Origin of the sequence: Xanthomonas sp. F10 (assembly GCF_014206815.1) — a bacterium.
Classification (GTDB): Bacteria; Pseudomonadota; Gammaproteobacteria; order Xanthomonadales; family Xanthomonadaceae; genus Xanthomonas_A; species Xanthomonas_A indica.
This window is the reverse complement of record NZ_JACHNP010000001.1, coordinates 2,046,725-2,068,345: the sequence shown is the minus strand read 5'-3', so window position 1 is coordinate 2,068,345 and position 21,621 is coordinate 2,046,725. Positions and strand designations below refer to the sequence as shown.

Below are 21,621 nucleotides of genomic sequence, written 5' to 3'. Positions count from 1 at the left end.
GGCTTAGGGGTACGGCGGTTCCGTCAGTAGCCCATTGGGATCCTGCGTTCGGTTCCGGGCCGCATGTCGTGTCGAGTCGTCCGGGACTGCTGCTGGGGTGTCTGATGACGGCTAACGGTAACTTCCCTTGAGCGCGACGAAGCGGCTGAAAGCGAAAGGTCGGTGCGCTTAGCCTAGCTGCGCCCGTCTATCAAGCATCGTTATGGTCGAATCAAAGATACTTCTTGAAGCTCCCCGCCGTGATATCCATCGCCACCCCCAACATCACCGCCGCCGGCAGCAGGATCGCCACCGGATGCACGCTGACCGGCAGGGCCAGGTAGATCACCCAGGGCAGCACCGCCAGCGGCACGAGGCTGGCGCGCGCGCGGTGGTACAGAAACCCCGATTCACGCCCCGCGCCGAACCGCCGGATGTCCCGGCGCACCAGCCCGTCCACGAAGCCTGCGAAGGCCGCCAGGATGAAGAGCGGCAGCGACAGGCACAGTACGAGCAGGCGCACCATGAACACGAGCACGGTGTAGCCCGCGGCGATCAGGTAGTCCTGCGTGTGCGTGGCCACGGTGCCGAGGGCTTTCTGCAGGCTCCACGCCTGGACGCCCGCGTTCGCGCGGGCCTGGCGCGAGGCGTCCCGCATCCATTCCAGCAGGCCGCTGCGCACGAACACCCACTCGTAGCCCTGCTGCACCCAGTGGTGCGCGGTGCGACCCGGCTCCTGCACGAGGGCGCTGCGCACAAAGTAGTCGGACAGCTGGTCCAGCTCATGGCCCAACATGGCCTGCGCGTGCCGCCATCCCTGTTCGGGCCAGAACAGCGCCATGCCTACGCACTCCACCACGATGCACAGCAGCAGCGAGCCGCACAGCACGCCGAAGCAGCGGAACGGCAACGTGATGAGGCCGACGATGAAGCCCTGCTGGCGAACCTGCTGGCGCTGCGCGGTGGCGGCGACGTCGCTCATGGCGCATCGGCCTCAGCGACATCGTGCGGACCGTCGGGATCTGGCGCATCGGGCGCGGCGATCGTGTCTCGCAGCAGGTCGTCCGGCAGCCCGACATCCCGTGGGCCCGCGGCGCCCTGGCCGTCCCACCAGCTCCCGGCGTCTATCACGTAGTGCAACCGCATGCCGGCCGCCAGCTCCTGCAGGTAGCGCGGCATGTCCTCGTCGGGATCGGGCGCGGGCAGTGGCATGCGCACCTTCCAGAGGTTGCCGCCTTCGAGCAGAGCGAAGGCCTGGCCCTTGGGCAGCGCGACGACGTGCGCCGGCTCGATCAGCGGCACGCTGGTGCTGGCGACGCGGTCCTGGGTGTTCGATGTGAATGCGGTTGCGCCTGTGGGATCGGAACTGTCGGTGGCGCCGCTGGTCACGGAGGTGGCGAAGACCTCGACCTTCGGCAACTGGCGGGTCAGCAGTTCGGCCGTGGCCGTTTCCCTGACGCGCAGCATGACGAGGTTGTTGAAGTTGCCCACGACCTGGCCGGCCTTGGCGCGGTTGCCGATGCGCGCCTCGATGTCGGAGAGGGTCTGCGTGTACGCCGTGACCTGGATGCCGGCGCCGCCTCCCTTGTTGACCATGGGGATGAACTCGTCGCCCATCAGCTCGTTGAACTCGTCGGCGTGGACGTTGATCGGCACCTTGCTGTTGGCGTTGGCGCCGGGCAGGCCATCGTCCACGCCGAATTTGTAGATGTGGCCGGCGACCGAGACGAGGTCGCTGAACATGCTGTTGCCCACGGCGGCCGCCACCTCCGCGTCGGAGAGGGCATCGAGCCCGACATACACGATCGCGCGCTTGCGGATGACCTGCATCCAGTCGAAGATGGGCCGAGGGTCGGCCAGGTCCGAATAGTTCGGCGCCAGCAACTGTGCGATCTTGCCGGTGGTGAGCTTTTCCAGCAGTGGCAAGAGGCTCGCGACGATCTTGTCGAAGTAGGTGCGGTCGTAGCGCACCGCGCTGCGCAGGCCGTCGAGCACGGGGTCGTACACACGCACCTGAGCCAGGTACTGCTCGATCGCGATCACCCGCTTCTCGCGCCCGATCATGTTGCGCGGGATGTTCTTGTCGTTGAGGCGTGCTTCGAGCTGGACGATGATTTCCCAGGCCTTCGGCTCGGTGCGCGCGAAGAAGTGCGCGGCGTACTCCATGAACAGCGCATCGATGTTGATGACGTGGCGCTGTATCAGCAGGTAGTCCGGACGCTGCCCCAGTTCCACGAGGGCTCGCGCGATGATGTTGACGAACCGCCAGGCGAACTCGCGGAACGCCGCGCTGTTGCCTTCACCGGACAGCTGACCCGCGATGCGCGTGGCGACTTCCGAAATGCGGCCGAAACGCCCGACGGCGTTGTAGCGCGCGCTCAGGTCGGGCCAGCCCAGGTGGAACACATAGAACTCGCCTTCGCGCCCGGCGCGGCGGGCCTCCACGTACATGCGCTTGAGCAGATCCGCGTCGCCCTTGGGGTCGAAGACGATCACCACCTCGTACCCGCCGTCCGCCGCGCGGCGGCGGATGTCCTGCGTGATGAACAGTTCGGCCAGGCGCGTTTTGCCGACACGCGTCGTGCCGAGCACCAGGGTGTGTCCGACCCGCTCGCCCAGGGGCAGGGTGACATCCACCTCCTGCGGCTCGATGCCATGCAGGCGCGGTAGTCCGCCGACCGGCGGCAACGGCCGCACCGGGTTCAGAGCATGGTCCCAGGCCGTCCAGCGCGCGAGCCGTGCGAACGGCGGTGGGGTGAACTCCAGGCGCTCCTCGCAACGCCGCGCAAGCCGGTAGAGCGCGGTTGGCTCGACGTAGCGGCGGAACTCGGGCCGGTAGGTCTGCATGAGGCGGTGGGTGTGGCGCTGGTCCCAGCGGAAACCGCGGCCGAGGAACAGGCGCTGCTGGCTGACCGGAACGTCGCGACTCGTCATCACGTAGCGCGGCAGGCGGCGGATGTTGCGCCGGTAGCGCAGGATGGCGTGGGCCTGGCGCAGGCGGATGCCGCCGAAGGCCGCGAAGGCGAGGGCGCTGGCAACTCCCAGCGTGGGGCTCAGCGCGAGCGACCACGGTGCCACCACGCACGCCAGCGCGGCGCCGGCACAGACCGCAACGGTGTATAGCTCCACCGCGGGGCGCAGCAGCACCTCGACTGCATGCGCCTGGGCCATGTCACTGCTCGATGCCTGTGGCGGTCAGCAGGGCGGGGTAGTGGCGAAGGCCCAGGCGCCGGGCCAGGTCGTCCCCCGATGCCGGCGAAAGCGAAAGACCCGGCGCCAGAGCGCGCAGCTCTTCCAGTGCCCGCGACGACTCGACATTCACGACGAGGCCGGCGGCGCGCATCTGGCGCAGCGTGCCGGCGCGCTGCTGCAGCCATGCCCTGGAGCGTGGGTCGTCACCAACCAGGAAGAACGGGGTGAGCCCCGGCGCCTGGAGCGGGCGAGCGTCCACCACGCCCGGGGACAGTAGCACGGAGCGCGCTGGCAGCCCCACAGCCTCGAGCTGTGCCTGTATCTGGGCCTGGGCCGGGGCTCTGGCTGTTCCCGCGGCCGAAGGGGCGCTGGCCACGCGCAACGGTGGAAGCCCGAGTTCGTCGTAGTAGGGCTGCGTCGGTGCGCCTCCCCGGTCCTCGACGACGATCAGGCTGGGGCGGGTCGGCGGTGCAGCCGGCGCGGGTTCCGCCCGCAGGCCGAAGGACGGCAGGCATAGCAGTGGCGACAGGCACAGAGCCGCGTATGGCCGGAAACGCGAGGCAGGGAACGTCATGGGTTGTTCTCTCGAAGCGGCTTCAATGAGGCCACCGCCTGCGGGTTGCCCAGCACGCGTACGAGGTGGCGTTGCACGGCGCCGCGGTAGCGCGCCGCGGGCGGGCCGCCTGCAGGACGGTGGTAGCGGCCCACCGCGGCCAGCCAGTCTTCGCCGGGCCGGTGCTGCTCATGCAGAATTTCCGCAGCGATGCCGAGGTTGCGGTATGGGTTCAGCAATGCGCAGGGTTGCTGCACACGGTGCGCGTGGTACCCCGCATTGACCTGGCCGAGGCCGACGTCGATGCGTTCAGCGGGGGTGTCCCGCAGTGCGCGGCGCAGCGCGAGGCAGGCATCAACGCGCGTGGCGTGCCGCTGCGGCGTGCCGGCGACGTTGAGCGTCCAGGGCCAGGGAAGCAGCCGGCCGCGCAGCCGGGTGCCACTTTCCTGCAGCGCGACCGCGTAGAGCACGGACGACGGCACGCCGGACTGCGCCGCGGCGATCTGGTAGGCGGGTGGGGGAAGCTCCTGGGCGAGGGCGGACACCGCGCTCCACGCGAAAGTGCCCAGCACGATCCCCAGGCTCAGGGCCCTGCAGCAGCGCTGCGGGATTACTGCCGTTGCCATTGACCACCCACCTCGCGCATGACCGCCGGCAGGTCACCGGAGGCACCGAGCGACAGCCAGCGGCCGCCGTCGTGGTTGAGCGTGATCGTCCGCGCCCGCACCTTGGCGGGATCGATGCCCGCGCGACGGGCCCAGCGGCGGATGCGCTCGTCATCGCCGCGGCTCCCGATGAGGTACACGTCCACCGGCGTGCCCGCGGATTGAAGTTGCTGCACGCGCTGGTCGCATGCCGCGCAGTCCTCCTTCACGAACAGGGCGATACGCCCAGGCTCCGCAGTACCGCTGCCGCCCGTTGCGGGGCCGCCCTGCAGCACCACTCGTTGCTGGTTGGGGTACAGCCGCTGCCATGCCGCGTCGTACGCGCGCTGGTAGTCCAGGGTCTTTTGCACTCGGCGTGCTTCGGCCTGGATCTGTAGCTCGGCATACCGCCGCCGCTCGTCTTCGTTGCGCGCCTCGATCCCGAGGGCGGTCAGCGGGTCGAGGTTGGGGGAATAGATGCCCAACGGGCCCTGCATCAATGTCTGGTAGCGCGACCATTCTTCCGCGCGAAGACCCCAGTCGCGGGCCCGGGTCTCGTCGTCGCGCGCATCGCTCAACGGCCGGGCGGCGCTCGCCACGGCGCGGGTATCACCAATGCGCGCTGCCTGCGTCTGGGCGCGCACCACGTCGGGCAACCCCAGGGCCAGGACGCACAGGCTGGCGGCGATGAGCATCGCGATGGCTGCACGGCTCTGCGCTCGCATGTCGGCCGCCTCAGCGTGCACGCAGCGGAAGCCGGCGCATCTGCTCTCCGACCGCGAACACCGCGGTTTCCGGCTCGATCACCTCCAGCCGCCACCCGCTCTCCTGTTCGCCCTCGCGCAGAAGCCGAACCTGCGCGGGCGACGCCTGCCCGGAGGGACCGACCGCCAGGAAGGGCACGCCGGCCCGCATCTCGGTGCCGAGCACCGTGAACGGTGGAGGGGAGGGCGCGGCCTCGCGGGCCGCCGCACCCTCCGATAGACGCGCCTTGCGTGGCGCTGCGGGCGCCTTGTGGGCGGCGACATGGGCCTGTAGGGCGTCGAAGCGCGAGGACAGGGCTGCCAGGTCCTCGGTCCGGGCCGTGCCGTCCCGTGCCTGTTCGAGCGCCGTAAGCCGGTCGCCCAGGGCCTTCTGCGCCGAGGAGAAGGTTGCTTCGCTGACGGGTGCCGGTTGCCGGCGCGCGGCATCGAATGCGCCGCGCAATTGCGCCACGCTGCTGGCCAGGCTCTGCATTTCCGCATCGACGTTCGCTTGCTTGGCTTCTTGCGCCATGCGCGACAGTTGGACGGTGTTGTATGCGGTCACACCGCCCAGGACCATCAAGGCGATGGTGCAGGCCCACAAGGGCCAGCGAACGCGGGGGCGCCCGGCGGGCGGATGGGAGATCACCATGGCTGTTTCTCCTTCGGAGGCAGGACCGCGTCATTCGCCGCGGCGCTGGCCGCGTCGGCGGCGCCGGCGGCAGTTCGGTGAAAGCAGACCACGCGCGTCGTCTCGTCCACCGAGAGCGCCCAGGTGCTGCCCGCCATGGTCTGGAGCGCGTCGCGCAGAGTGATCGGACCGAGACGCACATGTGCCGCCGGCAGCGGCAGGGCGTAGAGGGTGGCGCTGTCCGCATCGGGTGGGCACAGCCGGTAGCCCGACTGCCGCAGCAGGTACTGCAGGCCGTCCAGCACCGTTGCCCCATCCGGCGATGGCAGCGTGACGTCCATGACCTGCATCAACAGATCGCGCTGCCCATCCTCGGCGCCGATCTCCACAAAGGTGTAGCGCCCCTGGCGCGTGACCGGCACGGGCGAGGGCCGTTCCGCGGCGGCCCTGGCGGGCGAAACTACCGAGGGCGGCGGGCTGGGATCGGCGGCGTCGGCGGTCGGTGGAGCGCTGGCACATCCGCCCAGCAGGGCCGATGCGACCACGGCGGCCACCGGGGCGAAGCCCCAGCGGCGTGGATCGGGCGAGGGGTGTGGCTGCATGCGGGTCGTCCCGGTAACTTGGGTGGTCGAGACGATGCGCGATCGCGAGCCGTTGAGTCAGGCAACAATCGGGATCGCGGCGCGGCGCTTTGCCGGGTCGCCGGCGTTCACGCCGATAACAAAACGAAATGCAGGGAGAAACTGAGCATGGAGTCCAGCAACCAACCCATTCCGTACGCTGCGCGATGCGAGCGGCTTCCGCCATCCGGCACCACCGCCCTCGTGTGGCCGTTCGTCAACGTTGCGAAGGGTGGCGGGCCGTACGAACTGTTCCTCGACACCAATGCGCTCGCGCGCACGGAATGGGCAGAACAGATCCCGGCCGCGGATCGCGTGCGCTACACGCTCAACCCGTGGCCGGCGCTGATGGAGCAGTGGATGTCCAATCAGAAGCTCCGCGAGAGCACCGACCCTGCCGCCTGGATCAACGACAGGTTGGCAGCGCTGGCGTCGCGGGGCTTTCTGTTCCGCGATGGGTTCGCGCAGCAGCAGGTCGCGCTGCTACGAAACAACGAACCAGCGCTGCGGACCCAGTTCAGTCTGATCTTCCCCTACGTTGCGCTCATGCGATCGCTGCTGTCGCAGAAGGTGCCGGCGGAGGATGCGCTTGCGAAGTTGGACGCCCTGATGCAGGCCGACGTTCCACGCTTTACCGGCATGGCCATGCTGCTGGCGCTCTGCGTTCTGCTCAAGGGCCGACAGTCCCTGAAGCTCGACGGAGACCCGAAACCAGCGTACTCGTACCTCGAATCGTTTCTGAGCTTTCAGCCTGGCAAGAAGGACGAGACGGACCACATCACCCTGCCATACCTCCGCAATCGTGCCGGCGATCTCAACCTATGGCTGAGCATCCCGATGCTGCGGCAGGCCGGATACGAGTTCGTGGGAACACCCGCGCTCGTCACCGAAGACAAGGCCTTGCACCGGGTCATCCTGCGCACGCTGCCTCCGGTGCTGACGCCCAATCGAGCGATGGGCTTCGGCGTGGACGGCAATGGGCTCGACGCGGAGATCTGCCACCGCATCGTCATGGCGGTGGGACCCATGGTGGTGCGTGGCGCCGTGACGTCGCAGGAGAAGGAGGAGCGCCTGGGCCGCCTGTTCGCGATGGCGGGTGCGGCCTGCGCGAGACCGGAGGAGAAGGCAACACTCGATGAGGCGTGGCGGACATGGTGCTTGCCGGGCATGCATGACCGGTTCGTTGTCTGAGCATCGCTCGATCAATGGCAGGGAAGGGCATTCTCTGCCGAACCGTCCCCCTGAAGAGGAGATCGTAGAGATGGCAGGTGAAGAAAAATCGAAGGACAACGCTAAGGAGGGGCTACCCCACCTCAGCCTGATGGAAAAGGCGTGGGATGCTCAGTGGGTGATGCGGTTCGTCTGCATCGTGCTGTTCGTCGATGCCGCGCTGGTTTTCAAGGGTGGGAAAGGGATGCTTCAGTGGTCGACATCGGCCGACATGCTCTGGAAGGACCTCGGCTTTCTCGTAGTGTCGGCAGCGACCTTCGGTCTCTTGGTCAGCTTCGTACTGCCGCTGCTGGGTGCTTGGGTGCGTTGGTTCGTCTTCCTCTTTCCCGGGGTCGGCGTCGATTCGTCAGATCGGGGCTCGGAAAGGTATGGCGAAGTGTCTGCCAGAAAGCTCCTTGATCTCGCGTTGGAACGAGAGAGCGATTTCCTGCTGCGTATGTACGATGGCGAGTGGCGAAGTTGGAAAGATAGGCTCTCCGAGGATCGACGCCTAGGCGACCTCGTTTTCGCGACGTTGGTCATGGCTGTTGCCGACTTCGCGCTCGCGTTCACGCATAAAGATGGTCGATCCCTTGTCCTGGACTTGATCTTCCAGCTCGGGGACGCCGGCATCCTTCTTGCTGCCGTGCTGGTTTGGGCCGCATGTTGGATGCTCAACAAGACCTGGTTCGCGCCCTTGCCCTCTCTGCGGGTGTATTACCCCCCGCTGTATCGAGAGCTACGGGAGAAGGAGCTTCGGCGCAACGATGAATAGATGCTCTGAATAGGCGGAGCGCGCGATCAGCCCGGTAAGAGCACGCGGTAGCGGGCTGACGGTGCATGGCCGATGTTTCGCCAGGCGTGAAGCACGCGGCTAAGCAACTGTCTACCTCAAGCGCCGAACGCGCTTGTACAGTGGCGCCCACACGCCAGGGACCGGTTGGAATGGCCGCGGGGAAAGACATCGCCAAAGGGGCTCTGCTCAGCGCGGCCTATTGCGCCGCGTTCCTGCTGGCATGGCGCTGTTCCATGGATCAGTGGTATCTGCCGGCGGGTTTGCGCGCCGCGACCTTGCTGTTCCTGCCGTATCGCCTGTGGCCCTATCTGCTCGCCGGTGATGCGGCCGCGCTGCTGGTGATCCGCGTGCCGATGATCGAGCATGGCGCGAGTCCTGTGTGGGCGTACACCAGTCCCTTCCTGCTGATGCCATGCGTGGCGCTGGCCGTGCATGCCGCGCGGCGGCAGCTACCGCGGCTCGTGGACCAGGAGTACCTGCTGCTGCCCCTGGCCTTGATCCTCGCGCTGTGGAGCACGTTGTGCAACATGGCATTGAATGCGCTGTTCAAGGGCTACACCGCGCTGACCCCGCTGGAGGCGCTTACGCGTTACTGGCTGGGCGACTACCTGGGCATGCTGATGTTCACGCTGCCGGCTCTGCTCTGGCTGCGCCGGGAGGAGCCGGTCACAGCCCGGCCGCGGCTGCCGAGGGATGGCCTGCTCGGGTCGGCAGCCGTGGTGGCGCTGTTCCTGATCTCCGGTATGGCGCAGGACCGCCTGTCGCACCAGATCCTGATGTCGCTGATGGTCGTCCCCTCGGTGGTGCTCACGCTGCTGCACGGCTGGCGCGGCGCCGCTGTCGGCGTCGTGCTCGCCAACGTGGCGATCGGGATCATGTTGCCGGACGCCATGACGCTGGCGGCCTACCATGCCGAGGCATTCCGTGTGCAGGTCGCTCTCGCCGCTGCGGCCACGGGCCTGTTCGTTTTCGGGTCCCGGCTGTCCGCGGCCTTCGAGCACGCCCGCCACTTTCGCCACCAGCGTCAGGAAGCCTGGCAGATTGCGCAGGCGAGCTACATGCAGGCGGAACGCACGCTGCGCCGCCGGGTGGTCGAGTACAGCGACCTGGCCGTCCACATCAACAAGCTGCGCACGGACATCGTGGCCCATCTCCGCTCGCGGGGACAGCATGCCGCGGCGATGGAGATGACGCGCACGGGCGTGATCCAGGCCCAATTGCTCGACGAGTACGTCACCGCGCTGTACCCACTGGGCATCGAGACGCATGGCCTGTACGTCACCCTGCGTTCGGTCGCGATGAGCAATCTCTGCGATACCGAGTTCGAGTGCCGCCTGCATGGCGATCCCATGCAGCTCTCCCTCGGGCTGCAGCTTGTCGCGTACCGATGCATCCTCAACGTTGTCGAAACCCTGCCGCCAGCGAAGCGCCATCTCATCAAGGGCAGGGTGTGGCGAGCCGGAAGGCGCCAAGGCATCGTGCTCTGCGTAGTCGCCGACGCGTCCCCGCTGGATCGGCGCCGTACCGTGGCCCACGATGCCGACTGGGAGCTCGCGGCCAGGCTCAAAGTGCATGGCGGCACCTGCCGGCGCCGCCATGCGTACTGCCTCAGCTTTCTCGTTTCTGAGTCGGTGGGCGAAGGGCTCAGTCTGCGGCGCTGATTTCCCAGGCGTCGCCGCCGTTGCGGCCTGGCACTACGCGCACGACAAAGCCCGACGTCTGGTACACCACGGACCCGCTGGTGCCCGCGCCCTTGTCCGGCACAGTCACGCGTGCGACGTCCGCACCCATGGGCAACACCCACAGCGTGTCGTTGACCCGACCCACGGCCGCACGCACCGTGCCCGCCACATCGTTGATCTGCAGGTAGGTGACTCCATCGCGGCTGAACTCATAGATCCGCCACGCCGGATCCAACGCCAGGTTCCGGGCCTTCGGCAGGCTTTCGCCCAGCCCCGCCGCGGCCGCCGGAGCCCCGTGGCCGCCGTCGGGGCAGCATGCCTGTGCCGCGCCGGCACAAGCCAGCAGGGCACCCGCCAGTGCGATGTGGATCAGCATGCTCGTCTTCATCCTTTTCATGGTCGTCCTCGTCCCATTCCGGGAGCTATCGCCTGCATTTCAGGCCGATCCAAGGTACGTGGTCCGATGACGTGAGCGGTCGACAAGTCCACGGCACGGGCGGATGGCTGGTTCAGCTTGCTGACCCGGGCATGGGGGGTATGGAGATACGCCCAGGAGCGTTGCATAGTGCTCGTGGAGGACAGAAGCATGGGGCGCGAAATGCGTCCTGCCCCATCCTCGAAACGCCCAGGTATGGCTCCCATGGTTTACGTTCGCAAGTTGTTCCGCACGATCGGGCTGAAACCGCGAAAGCTGACGAAAGAGGCTAAGGCGGCCGCCGCCGGCATATCGTACGAACAGCCTCAAGTCGAAGCCGGCTCTACCCTCGATTTCATGCTGTCCACGCTATCTCGGGAGGCAGCCGCCGCGTACGTGCATGCGGTCGTATCCGACATTGAGGCATGCGTTGCAGAAAGCCGCGCCACGGCCCAGGACGTCGGCCCGGAGAACCTCCTCGAACGGATACACGCACTGAAAAATGCCATAGCGCCGATCGGCTCCCAGCAGTTGCGGATGGCTTGCGAGCAACTCCGCCTGGACGCCTGCCACGGCGCTGATCGGGCTCCGTTGGAGCGGCGCTTCGAGGCCGTCGCCCGCGCCGCCGTGAAGCTGATCCTCAGCTTCCGTGCGGCCTCCGGCCCATAGACGTTGACAGGCTGGCCTGGGTTCATAGTGTGGTGTCTTGCACGTCAATCATCGGGCCTGCGCTTCTCGGCTCATGGGTTCCTCCCATCTGCTCTGCCTGCTTGGGAACCTGGCCGCGCCATGTGGGAAATCGCCTGCACCGACGATAGAAGTTTGTGCGGGGCGATCGGCTTGGTCAGGTAGGCCACCGCGCCTTTCTCCAAACAGGCCGCTACGGTGTTGGGGTCGGAATCAGCGCTGATGATGACGATCGGGGGGGCTTGGTGGATGCCTATGTGCGCTTCGATTTCCGCAAGTACATCCCAGCCAGAACGCTCGGGCATGTGCAGATCGAGGAGGATGGCGTCGGGCCTATCCGCCAGTAGTGCTTTGATCGGGGCGGCTCCAGGCACGGCGAACCTGACGGAGTGACCAGCCAGGTTCATCAGCCATTGGATGACCTGCCGGTTCGGGAGGTTGTCCTCGAACACCAGGAAACTCATCGCCGGGATGGTGGCGCGATGGCGATCCAGCGCCTGGTGCAACGGAATGGGCGCCTCCACTTGCTGACCTGGTGCGGCTCTCGCGAACGCGATGTTCCAGGTGAACACGGATCCGCCACCAGGATTGTCGGAGACCTCGACCTGGCTGCCCATCTGCTCTGCGACCGCTTTGACGATGTAGAGACCGAGGCCTACGCCGCTCTGCGCACGGACCACAGAGCCCCCACCCTTGTAGAAGGGATCGAAAATCCTGCTCCTATCCGCAGCGGGAATTCCGGGTCCGGAATCGATGACTTGGATGCTCAGGCGCTGGCGCCCCGCCATGTCCGGGCCGGAATCGATGATGCGCAGTGTGACGGCGCCGCCAGCGGGTGTGAACTTGATCGCATTGCTGACCAGGTTGCTGATGACCTGCTCCACCCGGGCCGGATCGCCGACGAAGATTTCATGAAGGTCGGTCGCGCCTGCAATCTCGAAGTCGATGGCTTTGGCGAGTGCCTGTGGCCCGCAGACGCCCTGCACTGTCTGCAGTACCTCCGAGAACCGAAATGGACCATTCTCGAAGGCCATCTGCCCGCGATCGATGGCGGCCACGTCCAGGACATCGTTGACGCGACCCAGCAACGCCCAGGCATTCACTTCGGCCGATGCAATCAGTTCTTGCTGCTGCTCGGGAAGTTGCGAACGGTCGATCAGGGCTGTTGCATTGATCACCGTGTTCAACGGCGTCCGCAACTCGTGGCTCATGGTGGCGATGAACCGGTTTTGCGCGTCGCGCGATCTCACCGCCTGTGCCGAGATGACCCACAGGGTCGATAGCAGCTTGTTTGTCATCAGCGGGATTCCGACGAGGAAGCCGAACGCGAAGACAGCGAACGCGGGACGCTTCACCCAATAATGCTCGGGTGCGGCGATCGCGACGATGACGCAGGCGAGCAGCATGCTGAGGTAGAAATACCGCCTGCCGAACCTCGCGCCGATGATGATGCTGATGATCGGCAAGACCGTGGCGCTCGCCATGGTCAGGTTCCACGCCAACGAAAGCATGACTCCGATGATGATGTAGTTGGCGATCGCGCCAGCGCCATCGACGAACTCCGTTTCCTGGATCTTTCCCGCTCGCAGCAGCACCATCCAGATCGCGCAGGCGGGCAGCAGCCCAATGAGCCACGGCAGCAGCTTCGTCGCCTCGATGGGGAGCACCTGATCGAGCGATAGATGCTGCCATCCATCGGGAGGATCTGTGATCGCGCCGCGGCTCCAGTAGAGGGCCCAGACAATTACCGCGAAGACCAGGACGGTCCGCTTCAGGGAAACGGATCGTTCTCGGTATCCGCTGACGATCGCATCAATTTCCTTGTGGCGCAGCTTGTCCGCCACCTCCACCAATGTGAGTGAGCTGTCCTGGGCCTCATCCTGCATCGTGCACCTTCTTGTTCAGGCCCAGGGCGTTGTAGATGTGCAGGCGGGCGATGCCCAGGTACTCGTACAGGGCGATGTCCGCGACCGTCAGGTTGTACGACAGCGGCACAAGCGATGGGAGCGGGCTCAGGTAATCGCTCCTGGCGGGCGTCGGCCGCACGCCGAATTGCGCGAAGTACTCCAGCGAACGTCGCATGTGGACGCCCGAAGTCACGAGGACTGTGCGGTCGGGCTTGAGCGCTTTCAGCATCGCCGACGAGTTTCTTGCGTTCTCCCACGTGTTGTCGCTGTTGGAGTCAAGGATCAGGTCGCTACTGCTGACGCCCATCCGCACGAGGGCGTCGGCATACAGCGCCGCCTCGGTGCGGCCATGCTTGTGCACGTCGCTGCCGCTGAGAAGCAGCCGGCATTCGGCTGCCACCGCTTTGCAGCCGCGATACAGCTCCAGGCCTTTCACCAGCCGGCCGTAGGCCAGAAATCCGACTTCCGGCGAGGCGGCGCCATCGATGCGTTCTGTCCCGGCGCCGAGGACCACGATCGCGTTCCTGGCCCCCCATTGCGGGGGTGGAAGACTCTTATACCCGGCTTGAACACCGTCCACCAAGACCTGGGCACCGGGGCCGCAGCCGATGAAGATCAGCGCTGCGCCGGTGCCGAGCCACGTGGCGAAGGCCCAACGTGCTTGATTCTTCTTGAAAAGCAGACCGCCAACGAGGATCCCTAGAAGTGCCAGAAGAACTGTCATATTCTTGATCTGCCGCTTTGCCCGTCTATGCAGATGACTACTGGATGCCCATCGACAACCCGCCGGTCTTTGATCGCAAGGATCATGCGTACCGGTGCTGTGACCGTATCCAGCATAGCAGTCGCCCTGGCGATCGGGGCACTGCTGACTCACCTGTTTCCGGGAGCCATGGCCACGATCGGGGAGCGGCTTGGGGATGGCTTCTAGCGCTCACGCACAGCAAGTGCCCAGCAACGTAGCCGATGAATAAAAGCCGGGGCGCCGAGCTTCGTTGATGACGGGAACCTGCGAAGGAAAAAAAAACGGCTCCCGAAGGAGCCGTTGAGAGTTGCGAATTGCAGTGCCAGGCGTTCAAGCCACCAACTGACGCGCGAGCGCGACTTCCACGGAGTCCCCGTCCTGGTTCAGCACCTCGAGCCCGCTTTCCGGGATGTCTCCCGACGTGCTCTGCGCCACCATGATCTTCTGCGCCATCAGCTGCAGGCACGCCATCTGCGATGACGCCGCGTAGCCCAGGAAGATCACCCGGATGTCCTGCTTCTGGCCGATACGCCACGACCGACGCGCGGCCTGCTGCAGCGAATAGACGTTGTAGCCGGACTGCATGAACACGATCGTCGGAAAGTCCAGCAGATCGAGCCCGGTCTTCACCAGCTCCGGGTTGGTGATGAGGACATCCACACCCCGGTCCACCTGCTCGGCGATCCAGTCTTCGCGACGGCTCGCATCCACGGTTGCGCGAAGCACCGCGACTTTGAAGCCTTCCAGTTCGAGTATTCGCTTCAGCCGCGAAGTCGTGTCGCGCTTGCCCGTGTACGTCGTGTAGACCAGCGTCTTCCGGCCCAGGGCCTTCTCCTGCCGGCAGATGTCGATGAGCTCCCGCTCCTTGGGCATGGTCTCCATGTCGTGGAACTGGGACGGAACGAACGCGAGCGTGGCGCGCGTGCGGGGATGCACGACGTTCTCCGCGCGAAAGCACGTGTCCGGCCAGGCGAGCAGCGTGTTGAGGACGACACCCAGCAGGGTGGTGTCGCGGCGGGCCAGTGCCTGCCGCAACTCGGTGGTCAGCCGCAAGGACAACGCCGCATAGGCGGCGGCCTGTGCAGGTGCCATCGGCACTTCACGAAGCTCCTCGTCGTACGGCGGGAGCGCATCGCTGCCGATGTCGCGCAGTTTGAGGAAGAGCGTGAACGGCACGACGCAGCGCAGCACGCCCTTCGGGCCGAAGCCCGGCGCCTTGACCGTCCGCACGCTGACCTTGTTGCCCTTGGCGGTCTTGTGCGCGGTGCCCGCGCTCTCGGTGTAGACGTCCCTGAGTACACCGTGCTCACGCATGAATGCCATGGCCGCCGAGGTCATGCTGCCGCTCTTGGAGGGGCGGTAGCCGTCTTCGATCATTCGCCCGGGCAGGGCGCGGAACAGCAGGTAGAACAGGTCGTCGCCGTAGCCACCCATCAGGGTGCCGGTGAGCTCCAGCGACTTGCGGCACTTCGATGCGAGCACGCCCATGGCCTGGCCCTGGGCGCTGCCTCCGTTCTTGTACTCGTGCGCCTCGTCGGCGATGAGCAGATCGAACGTGCCGTTCGGCAGGTAGCGTTTGACGAACTCGCTGGGCTGGTAGCCGCCCTCGCCGAAGCCGAACTCCATGTTGGCCATCGCACGCTCCATGCGCGCGGCCTGGCGGTCGGAGAACACCAGCTCCCCGTCGCCATCCATGAGGTTGATGAACTCGTGGATGTTGTCGCCCAGCATCGAGGCCAGGAAGCCGTCGCCGAACTTGCGCATCAGTTTCTGCGCGGTGACCTCGCCGATGGTGGGGATGCGCTTGAGCGCCTTTAGCACGGCCGAGGACTGGTCGCTGCCAGAGAGGGTGCGAGGGCGCATCAGCGTCCACAGCGGTGTGGCGCAGTGGCTGCACTTGCGGCGGTACTCCTCCGCCTGCAGCGCAACCGGGCTGACCGGTTCGCCATCCAGGTCGGTGATGATCGTGCCGCAGTCCGGACAAGCGGCTACATGGCCGTCGCGCATGCGCCGCTCGACGAAGATGGGCTTCCAGTGGAAGCCCATCCGCATCCTCACCCGGCCCAGGACGAAGAACTCCTGGCCGGTGGGCTGCACGCCCAGTTGCTCGCGCAGCTTGATGAGCTTGACCAGCGTATCCGGGCCGTTGAGCACCCAGACCTTGGCATTCGCCACGGTTTCGAGGATTTCGCGGCGCCACTTGTAGACCAGGTGCGGCGGCGACAGGACGAGCGTGCGGCGGTAGCCTTCGGCGTGCAGCACGGCCGCGGTGGCGATACCCACCGTTGTCTTGCCGCAGCCCATCTCGCCGTTGATGAACGCGGCGCGCTCGCCGCGGTCGATCAGCAGCTCGGCGGCCGCGTGGACGACTTCCGCTTGGGCGGGGAAGAGCCGGCGCTTGAGGTCCGCAATGACGCGCTCGCGATGCGCCCTCGGCTGGCCGGCATAGACCGGTGGATTGGCGCGGTTGAGCGATTCGAGCAGCTCGTCGCCGAATTCGGTGATGAACTCAGTGAGGCTCAGGGAGAGGGGGGAGGCTTCTGCGTCGAGCAGTTCGCCTTGTACGGGCTCCGCATCGGCTGCGGGTTCGAGATCGAGGGACATGGTGATGCTCCAAGAAAATGGGGCATGCACCTCCCCCAAGGGGCGATGGCATGCCCCGGGGTGGGATGAAGATTCGGCTCGCGGCCGAGGTGGTCAGACGCCGCAGGCGCTCGCGGCCCGCAGTAAAAGCGTGTGGGTCAGGTCACCGTCCGTTCCTCGGGCAGTTGTACGACGGTCGTACCCTGGTCCGAGCTGGTGACGACGATCAGGGACAGTCGTGGGGTGATGGCAAACCGTGAGGTCATCGGAGCGCCGCACTCCAGCGCCATATCGTTGGCCTGTCGCTCGGCTTCGCCGACCTCGCCCCAATCGCCTCGCACATGGCGATGCACGTAGGGCAGGGGATCGATCAGGCTTTTGCTCGCAAGCCAGCGCACTTCTTCGCTCAGTTGGATCGAGCCCGGCGCGAACAGCGGTTGCGGAAGCGGCTTGCGCCGCTGGAACAGTGGAAACATTGTGGTTCTCCTTCTGTGGTGGATGGATCGGCTGGGGTCAGCGGATGGTCAGGACCTCGCCCAGCGTGGGAGAGCCTGGGGTCATGTCCCAGGCGCGGATCACCGGCACGAACTTGTCGGTGAGGATGCGGGTCTCGGCGATCGAGCCGTCTTCGCGCTCGGTGAACTCGCGCTGCAGCGCCTTGTCCTTGTGGGTGTCGCCTTTGACGATGAGCACACGCCCGGACTTGGAGCGCACGACGCCCGAGATCGCGCCCGCGGCCAGAGCCAGGGCGAGATGCCACGGAGACAAGGCCCGCGCCGGTGGGCGCAGCGACTGCTGCGCGGCGCCCAGGTGCGTATCGAGCATCGGCCAGAGGCCTCGCAGCCGGCCGACTTCATCGGCGAACTGCTCAGGCTCCATGGTCACGCGGAAGAAGTGCTCCGGTGGGGACACACTGGCGGGAACGATGTAAGGCAAGAACGGCCATTCGCTGGGCAGTTCGTCGGGGATCACCTCGCCGTGCCCGACCTGTAGAAGAAGGGTGCGTGCGGCGGCTGCCGCATCGCCGGCCAGGTCGCGCTGACGGATGCGCCGGCCGAAGATCACCACCTGCTTGAACTGCGTGTCCACCGCTCGGTAGATCCGCAGGTCCGCATAGTGGCGCGTGAGCCAGCCCACCAGCTCCGCGTCGAGCACGTAGCCCGGGACGATGAAGACGAGTACACCGCCGTACTGCAGCAACTGCAGGGTGCGCTGGTAGAAGAGCTTTTCGAGGCGGGCGCGGCCCTGGCCCTGGTAGCCGATGTTGCCGTCGACGTCCTTGGACAGGTCGCCGTAGGGCGGGTTCAGCCACAGCAGCCCGAAGGCCTGTTTGGAGATCATCGTGTCCATCAGGTCGGCGTGCAGGCAGTGATCGACCAGGCCGCGGGCATGGCGTGCCCGCTCCGCGTCGAACTCGACCGCATACGCCTGCGTGCGCTCGCTCCCGAGGGCGCGGGCGGCTTCGGCGAGGGCGGCGCCTTCGCCTGCGCAGGGATCGAGGATGCACATCGGCCCGTTGCCGGGCACCAGTGCCTGGAGGGCTCTTTCTAGCGTGGTTTCGTCGGTGGGGTAATACCCGCTTTTGATGAAGTTGCGGGCAAGCCGCGCGAACATGAGCGCCATGGAATGCTCCTTGGGATGGATGAAGGAATGCGTTCGTGTCGGCGGTGTCGACGCGGGCACGAACGTTGCGGAACTCAGGCCACCGCTTCGAGCGATTGCTGTGGCGTGAAGGCGATGGAATGCGGCGGCCGCTGCGGCTCGATGCGCAGGTCACCGCTGCGGATGAGCCCGCCGAGGGCCTGCGTGAGGACCGGCACGTCGATCGCGAGCCGGTGGCCTTCGAGCGGCCCGAGGGCGAAGGGAAGGCGCGACAGCATGTCGCGGCCATGCAGCAGATCGAGCACCGGGTCGCGCCAGTGGTCCAGCAGCGGCAGCGGACAGGTATCGCGTACCAGCGACCAGAGGCGGTCCAGCCTGCACGTGCTGTCCTTTGGCAGCACGGCCAGCGCGCTGGCGTTGGCCTTGTCGGGCCTGACGCAACGCCGGTCGAACAGCCACACGTTGGACAGCGAGCCGAACAGGGTTCGCCGGAAGGCGCGCGTCATGCGCTTTTCCAGGCGATCCACGTTGCCGACGAACACCGGGGCGCTGCCACCCTCGGGCGTGACGATGTTGAACTGCTGCAGGCCCTGCTCGTCCCGGCCCAGGGTCAGGCGGGCGAGGAACTGCTGGACGGCCGTGTCGCGGGCCCAGATCGAGAGAAACACAAGGCCGCCCTGGTCATCGGCGACGCACGCGTCGGCCATGACGTCGGGGCATTCGTCGATGCGGTAGAGCGGAGAAGGCTGGGAATCGGTGGTGGGCATGGCGTTGTCCTCGGATACGCGGGGACAGCTCTGCCCTCGGGGCAGTTGCTGCCCCATGGGGTGGAGTGGTGGCGCTCAGACCGGCTCGAACTGCCGGCTGAACGGGTTGAAGCGCAGCACGTCGTCGGCTGCGGTGATGGGCGTGAAGCCGTCCAGGTAGATGTTGCTCAGGTACTGCGCGCGATAGGTCAGTGCCTGCCGCGCCTGGTCCTCGGTGAGGCCGTTGGCGACAAAGTGCTCTTGGAGCTCTGCATCGGTGGACGTCTCGTCGTTGGACAGTTGGCCTTCGACGAAAGCCAGCAGCGGGCGAGGGAGGGTTGACAGAATCGGGTCCATATCGGCTCTCCCTGGCTCAGGACACCAGAGCCGCGACGGATGACGCGGATGCGGTGGGGGTGCGCCGCCGTGCGTGGTAGGCGCGAACGCCTGCACGCCAGTCGGCGGACTGCTCCGGCGCGAGGTCCAGATAGGACAGCGGGCACGAGTAGTAGTACGGGTGCATGGACTCGTCCAGCGACTTGTAGCCCCACTGGTCATAGCTGCGTTCGAGCAGATCGCAGCGGATGTAGCGCAGGGACTGACCCGGCGGCAGATCACTATGTGCGCTTTCGGTCTTGACGGTCATTTCGACCACGCACCACAGCACGTTGCCGCGCAGGGCGTGAGCGATAACTTTCGCATTGGTGCGCTCGGTCTCTTGCGGTGCGATCAGTTCCGCGATCAGTTCAGACCGCGATTGATGGGAGAAATACCAGCCCATGAGAGGTCTCCTGAAGAATGGAGCCGGGCGCCTCCCGAAGGAGAGGCGCACCCGGCGGATGGATGGGAAGCACCGCGGATGCGGTGCCAGCGATCACGCGGCCTGGGTCACCGCCGGGCGGCTCCAGACCTGTGCCTTGATGTCCAGCGCGTAGCCCAGTTCGCCCAGGCGGGCGATCTGCGCACGCAAGGTGCGGCGGTCGATGGTCGAATCGAGCTTCACGCAGTCCTGCAGCGGCCAGAGCAGGCCGAACAGGGCCGCGTCCTCGCTCCCGGGCGCACCTTGCGGCTGGCTGGCGGCGCTGTGTGCGGAAGAGGGCATATCCACGCCGAAAGGCGTGGTATCGATCAGGGGATCCGTCGATGCCTGCGACATCTCGGCGCCCGTGGACGGCGTAGCTGGCTCGGCTGGCGTTGCCGGAGCCGGTTGGCGCGCGCCGGGAGTCGCACCCTGCTCTTCGTCGAGGGGATCGACGTCCTGCGTGGCAAAGCTGCGCGCCTCGTCACGGCTCAGCTTGTCGATGCCGTGGAGCGTCATGCCGTCCAGGTTGGCGCGGATCTCGAACCGCATGCCGTCGCCCACCGGGTAGGACTTGGGGAAGATGTAGCGGATGACGAACTCTCCGTCATACCTGCCCTCGGGATACTGTTCCAGCTCCGCATCCTTGACCGCGAAAACGCCCAGGTGCGTGATGAGCCGTCCGACGGTGAACGGGCCGTTGCGGCCGCGGATGGTGCGCAGCGTGAGCTGGCCCGGAACGATGATGGGCGAGGGCGCCGCGCGCTCGCCGGGTGTGGTGGTGTCCATGGTGATGTCCTTGCGTTCGCTCGGGAGAAGATGGGCGGGGCCCCGTGCGGGGCCCTGCCGGTTTCAGAACGACTCGACCGCTTCCTGCTCGCGGTCCTGCTCCTCGCTCACGGAGTCGCGCTCGGCGGGCTCGGGGGCATGGGCGGACGCGGAGTCGGAGGCGCTATCGGCTTCGGACGCGGAGGCATCCTCGGCCGGCGGTGTGTCGGGAGCCGGCGTGGCCAGCGGATAGACCTTCTGGCCATCGATCTTGATGAGCCCGATGTGGACCAGATTGGCCTCCAGGGAGGCTGCGGCTTCGCCGGCACGTTCCCCCTTGGTGCGAAGGTACGCATCGATCTTCATGTCGTTCAGGAGGAACGAGATGAGCACCTTGCGCTCGGCCTCCACGGCCTGCACGCAACGCCGCACCAGGTGGGCTGCGGATTCCGTCGTCACCTTTGCCTCGACGTACCGGTACTCCGGCTCGTCGGTCGGCCCGGCCAGCGCGGCAATGCAACAGGCGAGGAACGGATCGCCGTCCTTCGGACGAACGTCCTCCGGGCGGTTGAGATAGCCGATGCCGCGCGTGATGAGCTCGTGTGTTTCGATGCGCATGAACTCGCCGCGATCAACCAGCTCCGCCTTCAGCAGACGGCCCTTGAGGCCCGCTGCGGCTTCGCCCTTGCGCTCCCCTTCATTGCGGATGAAGGGATCGGGCCAGAGGTCGCCGACGCGGAAGCGGACAAGGGGCCGCTTCCGGCGGTCGTCCACGCCCATGTAGCTTTCGACCAGTTCCTTGGCCTTGGCACCGGAGACTTTCAGATCGAAGGTGCGGTAGCTTGGATCCTTTGCGGAACCGACCAGCGCGTCGATCTTGCAAGCGAGGAACGGCTGGGCGCGGCGACCGCCGCGGACAGGGACCTCGCGGACATTTTTCAGGTAGCCGATGCCCGAGGTGTGCAAATCGAAGTACGACTTCGTTTCGGATGACGATGAGGTAGCCATGGTGGTGCTCCATAGGATGAAGCGGAGACACACCGACCCCATCGTGCGGGGAGAGGTGCGTAACCCCGCGGTGGGTTGAACAGGCGGATGCATCGCCACCGGGATCCAGTGGCCGTTCGCGCGAGGATGCGATGCGAACTGGGGCGGTCACGCAGCCTGGCGGCTGCGCGCAACCTCGAAGACCGAGGGTTGCCTGGCATGTCGCCGACTTCTGTCGGCAGGCATGCGCGGAGCGTCCTGCGTTCCGCCTCGACCCGCGAGCCATAACGCGCGCTGCGGCGTGACCGCATTGAGCGCAAAAGAAAAGCCCCC

Annotated in this window: 22 protein-coding genes; 4 read left to right on the top strand and 18 right to left on the bottom strand. The window is 66.4% G+C overall.

All coding sequences use genetic code 11. The annotated features are described in order from the left end of the window. Nucleotides 1-211: 211 nt before the first annotated feature. The 7 genes from FHR56_RS09030 to FHR56_RS09000 are packed head-to-tail and all read right to left on the bottom strand — an operon-like array spanning nt 212 to nt 6,344. On the bottom strand, nt 212-961 hold the full coding sequence (locus FHR56_RS09030) for a TIGR03747 family integrating conjugative element membrane protein (RefSeq protein WP_160947731.1): 750 nt from the start codon (nt 959-961) through the stop codon (nt 212-214). Next, on the bottom strand, nt 958-3,150 hold the full coding sequence (gene traD / locus FHR56_RS09025; protein WP_160947730.1) for a type IV conjugative transfer system coupling protein TraD: 2,193 nt from the start codon (nt 3,148-3,150) through the stop codon (nt 958-960). The genes FHR56_RS09030 and traD overlap by 4 nt, the downstream gene beginning before the upstream one ends. Nucleotide 3,151: 1 nt before the next feature. Beyond that, the gene (locus FHR56_RS09020) at nt 3,152-3,745 is read right to left on the bottom strand and encodes an integrating conjugative element protein (RefSeq protein ID WP_160947729.1); all 594 of its coding nucleotides are present in this window, start codon (nt 3,743-3,745) and stop codon (nt 3,152-3,154) included. After that, on the bottom strand, nt 3,742-4,350 hold the full coding sequence (locus FHR56_RS09015) for a transglycosylase SLT domain-containing protein (RefSeq protein ID WP_160947728.1): 609 nt from the start codon (nt 4,348-4,350) through the stop codon (nt 3,742-3,744). The genes FHR56_RS09020 and FHR56_RS09015 overlap by 4 nt, the downstream gene beginning before the upstream one ends. Then, nucleotides 4,335-5,063 carry a TIGR03759 family integrating conjugative element protein gene (locus FHR56_RS09010; protein WP_160947727.1) on the bottom strand — a complete coding sequence of 243 codons (729 nt, stop codon included), beginning with the start codon at nt 5,061-5,063 and terminating at the stop codon, nt 4,335-4,337. The genes FHR56_RS09015 and FHR56_RS09010 overlap by 16 nt, the downstream gene beginning before the upstream one ends. Before the next feature lie 40 nt (nt 5,064-5,103). Continuing rightward, a complete protein-coding gene (locus FHR56_RS09005) occupies nt 5,104-5,763 on the bottom strand; it encodes a hypothetical protein (protein WP_160947726.1) in 660 nt (219 codons plus the stop codon). Beyond that, a complete protein-coding gene (locus FHR56_RS09000; RefSeq protein ID WP_160947725.1) occupies nt 5,757-6,344 on the bottom strand; it encodes a PilL N-terminal domain-containing protein in 588 nt (195 codons plus the stop codon). The genes FHR56_RS09005 and FHR56_RS09000 overlap by 7 nt, the downstream gene beginning before the upstream one ends. Nucleotides 6,345-6,491: 147 nt before the next feature. Between FHR56_RS09000 and FHR56_RS08995 the strand changes: the two genes are divergently transcribed. The 3 genes from FHR56_RS08995 (at nt 6,492) to FHR56_RS08985 (ending at nt 10,028) form a co-directional block, all read left to right on the top strand. Then, nucleotides 6,492-7,553 carry a hypothetical protein gene (locus FHR56_RS08995; RefSeq protein WP_160947724.1) on the top strand — a complete coding sequence of 354 codons (1,062 nt, stop codon included), beginning with the start codon at nt 6,492-6,494 and terminating at the stop codon, nt 7,551-7,553. Further along, complete coding sequence (locus tag FHR56_RS08990) at nt 7,534-8,346, top strand: hypothetical protein (protein WP_237473323.1); 813 nt, start codon at nt 7,534-7,536, stop codon at nt 8,344-8,346. Before FHR56_RS08995 ends, FHR56_RS08990 begins: the two co-directional genes overlap by 20 nt. A 170-nt stretch (nt 8,347-8,516) precedes the next feature. Continuing rightward, a complete protein-coding gene (locus tag FHR56_RS08985) occupies nt 8,517-10,028 on the top strand; it encodes an MASE1 domain-containing protein (RefSeq protein WP_160947723.1) in 1,512 nt (503 codons plus the stop codon). Here FHR56_RS08985 and FHR56_RS08980 read toward each other — a convergent pair. Further along, nucleotides 10,012-10,425 (bottom strand): hypothetical protein, encoded by a 414-nt coding sequence (locus FHR56_RS08980; RefSeq protein WP_202407026.1) that lies wholly within the window; start codon nt 10,423-10,425, stop codon nt 10,012-10,014. The genes FHR56_RS08985 and FHR56_RS08980 overlap by 17 nt on opposite strands. Nucleotides 10,426-10,689: 264 nt before the next feature. Between FHR56_RS08980 and FHR56_RS08975 the strand changes: the two genes are divergently transcribed. Next, nucleotides 10,690-11,133: a hypothetical protein gene (locus tag FHR56_RS08975; RefSeq protein WP_237473322.1), complete on the top strand. Its 444-nt coding sequence runs from the start codon at nt 10,690-10,692 to the stop codon at nt 11,131-11,133. A 71-nt stretch (nt 11,134-11,204) separates the two neighbouring features. On the opposite strand, the gene FHR56_RS08970 is transcribed toward FHR56_RS08975, so the two are convergent. The 10 genes from FHR56_RS08970 to FHR56_RS08925 form a co-directional block, all read right to left on the bottom strand. After that, complete coding sequence (locus FHR56_RS08970) at nt 11,205-13,037, bottom strand: ATP-binding protein (RefSeq protein WP_160947721.1); 1,833 nt, start codon at nt 13,035-13,037, stop codon at nt 11,205-11,207. Beyond that, the gene (locus tag FHR56_RS08965) at nt 13,027-13,782 is read right to left on the bottom strand and encodes a YdcF family protein (RefSeq protein ID WP_160947720.1); all 756 of its coding nucleotides are present in this window, start codon (nt 13,780-13,782) and stop codon (nt 13,027-13,029) included. Before FHR56_RS08965 ends, FHR56_RS08970 begins: the two co-directional genes overlap by 11 nt. Before the next feature lie 351 nt (nt 13,783-14,133). Next, nucleotides 14,134-16,407 carry a helicase-related protein gene (locus tag FHR56_RS08960; protein WP_160947719.1) on the bottom strand — a complete coding sequence of 758 codons (2,274 nt, stop codon included), beginning with the start codon at nt 16,405-16,407 and terminating at the stop codon, nt 14,134-14,136. Between the two features lie 137 nt (nt 16,408-16,544). Further along, entirely contained in the window at nt 16,545-16,862 is a 318-nt protein-coding gene (locus FHR56_RS08955) for a methyltransferase (protein WP_160947718.1), read from the bottom strand. Nucleotides 16,863-16,899: 37 nt separating this feature from the next. After that, nucleotides 16,900-18,009: a DUF6094 domain-containing protein gene (locus FHR56_RS08950; RefSeq protein ID WP_160947717.1), complete on the bottom strand. Its 1,110-nt coding sequence runs from the start codon at nt 18,007-18,009 to the stop codon at nt 16,900-16,902. Nucleotides 18,010-18,083: 74 nt separating this feature from the next. Beyond that, nucleotides 18,084-18,755, bottom strand: coding sequence for a hypothetical protein (locus tag FHR56_RS08945; RefSeq protein WP_160947716.1), 672 nt, complete (start codon nt 18,753-18,755; stop codon nt 18,084-18,086). Nucleotides 18,756-18,830: 75 nt separating this feature from the next. Beyond that, nucleotides 18,831-19,091: a hypothetical protein gene (locus FHR56_RS08940; RefSeq protein WP_160947715.1), complete on the bottom strand. Its 261-nt coding sequence runs from the start codon at nt 19,089-19,091 to the stop codon at nt 18,831-18,833. 16 nt (nt 19,092-19,107) lie between these two features. Next, nucleotides 19,108-19,515, bottom strand: coding sequence for a hypothetical protein (locus FHR56_RS08935; protein ID WP_160947714.1), 408 nt, complete (start codon nt 19,513-19,515; stop codon nt 19,108-19,110). Nucleotides 19,516-19,608: 93 nt separating this feature from the next. Further along, nucleotides 19,609-20,322, bottom strand: coding sequence for a DUF3275 family protein (locus FHR56_RS08930; RefSeq protein ID WP_160947713.1), 714 nt, complete (start codon nt 20,320-20,322; stop codon nt 19,609-19,611). A gap of 63 nt (nt 20,323-20,385) precedes the next feature. Beyond that, nucleotides 20,386-21,309 carry a DUF3577 domain-containing protein gene (locus FHR56_RS08925; RefSeq protein ID WP_160947712.1) on the bottom strand — a complete coding sequence of 308 codons (924 nt, stop codon included), beginning with the start codon at nt 21,307-21,309 and terminating at the stop codon, nt 20,386-20,388. Nucleotides 21,310-21,621: the final 312 nt, after the last annotated feature.